The sequence below is a fragment of the Enterococcus sp. DIV1298c genome, from assembly GCF_017316315.1.
GTDB classification, from domain to species: domain Bacteria; phylum Bacillota; class Bacilli; order Lactobacillales; family Enterococcaceae; genus Enterococcus_B; species Enterococcus_B mangumiae.
On record NZ_JAFLWG010000013.1, the window covers coordinates 47,142 to 53,544 of the forward strand.

General features: G+C 35.5%; 6 protein-coding genes. 3 read left to right on the forward strand and 3 right to left on the reverse strand.

Annotated elements, in window-relative coordinates:
* The first annotated feature begins 20 nt into the window (after nucleotides 1-20).
* Complete coding sequence (gdhA, locus tag JZO83_RS03810) at nucleotides 21-1,370, forward strand: NADP-specific glutamate dehydrogenase (protein WP_207115008.1); 1,350 nt, start codon at nucleotides 21-23, stop codon at nucleotides 1,368-1,370.
* Nucleotides 1,371-1,482: 112 nt separating this feature from the next.
* The gene (locus JZO83_RS03815; protein WP_207115009.1) at nucleotides 1,483-2,829 is read left to right on the forward strand and encodes a glucose-6-phosphate isomerase; all 1,347 of its coding nucleotides are present in this window, start codon (nucleotides 1,483-1,485) and stop codon (nucleotides 2,827-2,829) included.
* A 343-nt stretch (nucleotides 2,830-3,172) separates the two neighbouring features.
* On the opposite strand, the gene JZO83_RS03820 is transcribed toward JZO83_RS03815, so the two are convergent.
* On the reverse strand, nucleotides 3,173-3,673 hold the full coding sequence (locus JZO83_RS03820; RefSeq protein ID WP_207115010.1) for a hypothetical protein: 501 nt from the start codon (nucleotides 3,671-3,673) through the stop codon (nucleotides 3,173-3,175).
* A gap of 426 nt (nucleotides 3,674-4,099) precedes the next feature.
* On the opposite strand from JZO83_RS03820, the gene JZO83_RS03825 reads away from it, so the two are divergent.
* Entirely contained in the window at nucleotides 4,100-4,552 is a 453-nt protein-coding gene (locus tag JZO83_RS03825) for a GNAT family N-acetyltransferase (protein ID WP_207115011.1), read from the forward strand.
* Between the two features lie 89 nt (nucleotides 4,553-4,641).
* On the opposite strand, the gene JZO83_RS03830 is transcribed toward JZO83_RS03825, so the two are convergent.
* Nucleotides 4,642-5,082, reverse strand: coding sequence for a nucleoside deaminase (locus tag JZO83_RS03830; RefSeq protein WP_242542378.1), 441 nt, complete (start codon nucleotides 5,080-5,082; stop codon nucleotides 4,642-4,644).
* Between the two features lie 123 nt (nucleotides 5,083-5,205).
* On the reverse strand, nucleotides 5,206-5,964 hold the full coding sequence (locus JZO83_RS03835) for an Ltp family lipoprotein (protein ID WP_242542380.1): 759 nt from the start codon (nucleotides 5,962-5,964) through the stop codon (nucleotides 5,206-5,208).
* Nucleotides 5,965-6,403 lie beyond the last annotated feature (439 nt).

A 6,403-nucleotide genomic window follows, 5' to 3' on the forward strand; every position in this document is an offset into this window, starting at 1 on the left:
GAATAAAGGAGCGTGAACCTATGTCAAATGCAAAAGAATATGTACAATCGATACAAGAAAAACTTCACCAAAAAGATGAAGGCCAAAGCGAGTTTTTACAAGCGGTCGATGAATTTATGCCCACGGTCATCCAATTTTTAGAAAAAAATCCAGAATATATTGAAAAAAATATTCTAGGGATATTAGTTGAACCAGAACGCGTGCTCCAATTCCGTGTACCTTGGCAAGATGATCAAGGAAACTGGCAAGTGAATCGTGGTTATCGAATCCAATACAATTCAGCCATCGGACCATATAAAGGTGGCTTACGTTTTCATCCAAGTGTCAACTTGAGTATTTTAAAATTCTTAGCATTTGAACAAATTTTCAAAAACAGCCTAACTGGTCTGCCAATTGGCGGTGGTAAAGGCGGAAGTGACTTTGATCCAAAAGGAAAATCAGATAATGAAATCATGCGCTTTTGTCAAAGTTTCATGTTAGAACTAGCGAAGCATATCGGACCTTCAATCGACGTACCAGCTGGAGATATCGGCGTTGGTGCGCGCGAGATCGGCTATCTATATGGTGCTTATAAACGGTTGAAACAATACGATGCAGGCGTGTTGACAGGGAAACCACTCGATTTCTGGGGAAGCAAGATTCGAACAGAAGCAACGGGTTACGGCTTGGTTTACTATGTAAAACATTTATTGAACGAAGAACAAGATTCATTTGCTGACAAAACCGTATTTGTCTCAGGTAGTGGAAATGTAGCAATCTATGCCATCGAAAAAGTCCATGAACTAGGTGGAAAAGTCGTTACATGTTCCGATTCAGGCGGATACATCTATGATCCAGAAGGCATTGATCTTGATCTGTTAAAAGAATTAAAAGAAGTCAAAAGAGCCCGTTTGACAGAATATGTCAAAGAACGCTCGTCAGCTGAATATCATGCAAATGAATCTGTTTGGACATTGAAACAAGCCGCAGATATTGCTTTGCCTTGTGCCACACAAAACGAAATCAATGGTGATTTGGCAGAGATCTTAGTAGAAAATGGTGTCAAGGTCGTAGCCGAAGGCGCAAACATGCCATCGACACTTGAAGCCGTTTCAGTTTTTGAAAAAGCAGACATCTGGTATTGTCCAGGAAAAGCTGCCAATGCAGGTGGAGTTGCTGTTTCTGCGCTAGAGATGAGTCAAAACTCCCAACGCCTTGTTTGGGAAAGCAGCCAAGTCGACACAGAACTAGACGACATCATGGCAACCATCTATCAAACTTGTCGTCAAACTGCCAAAGAGTTTGGTAACGAAAAAAATCTCTTGCTAGGTGCCAATGTTGCTGGCTTTGAAAAAGTCGCAAAAGTAATGGCAATGCAAGGCTTAGTTTAAAAAAATGGAAGTTTCTTGTAAATATTAGAAGCTTCTCGTATATTTGCTTGAAAAATAAGCAAAAAAAACGTAAAGTATATCTGTAGATTGAAACTTTTAAGGAGGAACAAAAATGGCACACATTCATTTTGACTATTCTAAAGTTGCACCATTTGTCAATGAACATGAGTTAGGCTATATGCAGAGTCAAGTTACTGCTGCAGACAAATTATTACGAGAAGGAACAGGCGCAGGCAGCGACTACCTAGGATGGATCGACCTACCTACGAACTACGACAAAGAAGAATTTGATCGTATCAAAGCAGCTGCTAAGAAAATCCAATCTGATTCTGAAGTCCTTGTAGTCATCGGTATCGGTGGTTCTTATTTAGGCGCTCGTGCAGCAATCGATTTCCTACAACATACATTCTACAACTTGTTGGGAAGCGACAAACGCCAAGCACCACAAATTTTCTTCGCTGGAAACTCAATCAGCTCAACTTACCTTGCTGACTTGATCGAAGTGATCGGCGATCGTGACTTCTCAGTAAATGTCATTTCAAAATCAGGAACAACGACTGAGCCAGCCATTGCATTCCGTGTATTCAAAGAATTACTTGTTAAAAAATATGGACAAGAAGAAGCAAACAAACGCATCTACGCAACAACAGACAAAGCAAAAGGCGCTGTTAAAGTAGAAGCCGACGCAGAAGGATGGGAAACATTTGTTATTCCTGATGATGTTGGTGGACGCTTCTCTGTATTGACAGCAGTTGGTTTACTACCAATCGCAGCAAGCGGAGCAGATATTGATGCCTTGATGCAAGGAGCTGCAGATGCAAGCAAAGCTTACTCAAGTGACAAACTTGAAGAAAACGAAGCTTACCAATATGCAGCAATGCGTAACATCCTTTACCGTAAAGGAAAAGTAACTGAATTATTGATCAACTACGAACCAGGAATGCAATACTTCTCTGAGTGGTGGAAACAATTATTCGGCGAATCAGAAGGAAAAGACCAAAAAGGAATCTACCCTTCAAGTGCAAACTTCTCAACAGACTTGCACTCACTAGGTCAATTTATCCAAGAAGGCCGCCGCAATATCTTTGAAACAATCGTCAAAGTTGAAAAACCACGTAAATCGATCACGATTCCTGAACAAGCAGAAGACTTAGACGGACTTGGTTATTTACAAGGAAAAGAAGTTGACTTTGTAAATACAAAAGCTTTTGAAGGAACATTATTAGCCCACACAGACGGCGACGTACCAAACCTATTAGTAAAAATCCCAGCAATGGATGCTTACACTTTAGGTTACACAATGTACTTCTTTGAAATTGCTGTCGGCATTTCAGGCTACATCAACGGAATCAACCCATTCGACCAACCAGGGGTAGAAGCTTATAAGAAAAACATGTTCGCACTTCTAGGTAAACCAGGGTTTGAAGATCTTGCGAAAGAATTGAACGAACGCCTTTAGGATAGAGGTTTACGCTACTAATAAAAAATCAGTACCAAAAACATGTTCGCTTTGAAATAAAATATGGTACCCATTCTGGTACCCAAAATGAAAGGATGGCTGATTTAGCCATCCTTTCGTTTTGGTAGGGAAATAATTTGTCCGGAAACTTTTCGTTGTTGATAAAAACATGTAAACCCCATTTAATTATTGGTACTACAAATGGTACTACATGAAGAAAGAAAGCCAGTTATTGGCTATCTTTCTTCATGTCAGTTGGACTACTAGACAAGATGCTTTTTTATCTTGATTGTTTAAAAAATCATCTAATTTACTTACAGCTGTTAGAAAAAATTTTTTTTAATTATTTTAATGGATTACCATATGCATCAGTTATTGTAACAACACCTTGTTTAGAAACTCGATAAAAACCTATGGATCCGGATCCTCCTTGCCTTAGAATTGATTTACTTTGTGCATTAAATAGATAATCTGAATCAACCATTTGATAGAATGTAACCACAATATCATCATTTTGTAATTCAGGGGAGAGGCTAATGAGGACTTGCATTGCTTTTTTTTCAGAATTTAGCGAATTATTCACAGGGTTAGAATGGATAATAGTCGATTCCGTTGTTGCCTGAGATGATTGAGTAGACTTTGTGATTTCTTGAATCTTAGAACTTTGAATACTGGAAGAGCCTTCGGAAAATTGGTTATTAGAATTTATTTCAGATGTAGAAGCTTTATTTTTTATCGTTACATCTGTGGTACTGCTTGAAGTTGTATTGTTTGAAGTGATCGTCCCACAAGAAGCAAGTAAAAAAAGACTGTTCACCATAAAAATAAAATAAAATCTTTTCATTATAATATCTCCTATATGTTATTTATCTATTTATCATACTGCTAATATATGAATAATGTAAAAAATAAAGCAGCAAGTTAATACTTTTAAGTTGTGCTGTTTTAGTTACAACTATAAAAAGTTTAAAATGCAAAGAATACTATCAAACAGAAAGAAATTTAGTCACATGGTGTAGCATAATAAATCAAGCTATTTTTTTATTTTAAACCACGAAGTACGCAAAACAATAGATTTTTATCATACGACAATCTTAGCCAATCAATGTATTAACTATTAGTTTATAATCTATATTTCAATGAATATATGAAATCGTAATTCTCATTATCATAGAATGGGGATTTTTTGAGTTTTTTTATTTAAAATGTTAGGGTAGGTTCAACAACTCAAGTAAGTATATTTGAAATGATTAGAAAAGAGGAAATGTAGATGGAATATATAATCTTAACGAATGATCACCCTGAATGGTTTAAAGTAGCTGATACTATTCGTCAATTTGATTGGAAGGCAGCAAAGTATACAGCAGATAAAATAGCAAAGCACGAATTCACAGATTGGGAATCTGTGATTATCGCAAAAGAAAAAGACGAAATTGTGGGATTTTGTACTCTTGTCAAAAAAGATATTATCGACACGAATGAATACACGCCAAATATTGCGACTGTCTTTGTCACACCAGCATATCGGGGAAATCACATTAGTAAGAAATTAGTAGAAATAGGCGAACGTAGATTAACGGAAACTGGGTTTAGAAATGTTTATATAACTACACAGCATGAAGGACTATATGAAAAGTGGGGATACAAGGAAGTGTCAAAGGAGATAGATCAATTTGGACGGTTGATGAGGGTTTTGGAAAAAAACTTAATAGATGAAACATGAATTTTTTTATTATTGCATTTCAAAATAGGTGAAATCGCAAAATAAATGAATTGGATGCAAACAGTTAGATACTTATCGACTTTAGATAATTAAGTAAAATAATCTTTAATCTCATCAATCATGAAATCTTTGATCAATGAAACATCATGTATATAAGATCCTTTTTGAAGAACTTCTTCGCAAGATATGAATGACCAATTTTGCTCTTTTCCACGGTATGCTGGATTATTAGAGTAGACTACGCCGTCTATACCTGCCCAAATAATTGCTGAGCTACACAAAGGGCATGGCTCAAAGGTACTATATAACCAATAACCTTGTGGTAGTCTATGTGTATTTAGTTGCTTGCAAGCTTGTCTTACTGCGTTTACTTCAGCATGAGAAGTGGGATCATTGTCAATAAAGACAGTTGTTTTACCAATCGATACAATCATATTCTTGTTATCTATAACAGCAGCAATAATCGAATGTTCTTGTTTTTGTAATTGAATCAACTTACTCATGATACTTTCTTGGGGATGATAGTTCATAATTGTCTCTCCTATAATTTTATAAGGAAATTGTAACATAGATTTGATGATGAAAAAAATGCAGGTTACCAGCAAAAAAACAGTAAGCAACTAACTTACTGTTTCTGAAAAAATCTATAATCATTACGGTAAATTATCAATGGCAAATTGTGCTTGCTCAGATGTATAGTGTTCATAAATCAATTGATCGTACAGATCAGCTTTTGAAAAGGCAGAGTAATCCAAGTAATCTTGTGCAGTTTGTAATGCATGTTGGTTCCAATCAGCTTCTATACTATCAATAGCAAATTGTGCTTGCTCAGGTGTATATTGCTCATAAATCAATTGATCGTAAAGGCCAGCTTTAGAAAAAGATGAGTAATCCAAATAATCTTGTGCAGCTTGTAACGCATGTTGGTTCCAATCAGTATCCACATTATCAATGGCATATTGAGCTGCTTCAGGAGGATACTGTTCATAAATCAGTTGATCATACAGTCCCAGTTGTGAGAATGAAGTATAGTTCAAATAATCATTAGCAGATCTTAGCGCATTTGAGAACTCGAGAGAGACATCATCATTGGAACTCGGTTGTTCAGTAGTTTCAGATGTATTTGGAGATGTTATGGTTTCTTCTGCAGAAGATTGTGTGATTTCGGTTGAAACTTCTGGAATATTGGAAGTAGTCTCAGAAGTTTCTGGATCAGAGAATATCTCTTCTTCAGATGATTTAGCAGTAATTGTATCTGAACTGTTATTATTACCTCCTCCAGTTAATGAGCCGCCAACAGCAAAAAGTAAAATTGTTGCAATGACCCAGAACCAAACTTTTTTGTAAAACGGTTTTTTCTCTTTTACTACGTAAGCTTTACCATTCTGTCCTATAACTTTTTTCTTAGCCATATAGTCCTCCCAAAAATTTATTTCACTTAACGGCATCTAGTGATAGTCGCCGAAATAATAAGAATACTATTTAAAATTATGTTTAACAAAATTTAAATAATATACTTAATCATTTCATTGTTAGTTTAAAGATGGTAGTAGTATAGGTAATCATATAATTAAGCTATAAGTTTTTTAAGTATAAAAAATTGGTTAGAATATTTTGAACACTATATAAAAAGGAGAAAGAACGAGTAAGCATCTCTTGAAAAAGTAGTTTTTTATATACATATCATCCCAAAATTTCAAAACCACTTGAACAGTTGATCTTTAAAAAACGGTGCAAATTTTATTCATCGATTTTTTAACTAGTCACGTTATCAAGATGTTTTTTTGCAATCGCTTTCAAATAAATGTTAGCACACATGATTTGTTATTGTAAAATAATATATGTACATAT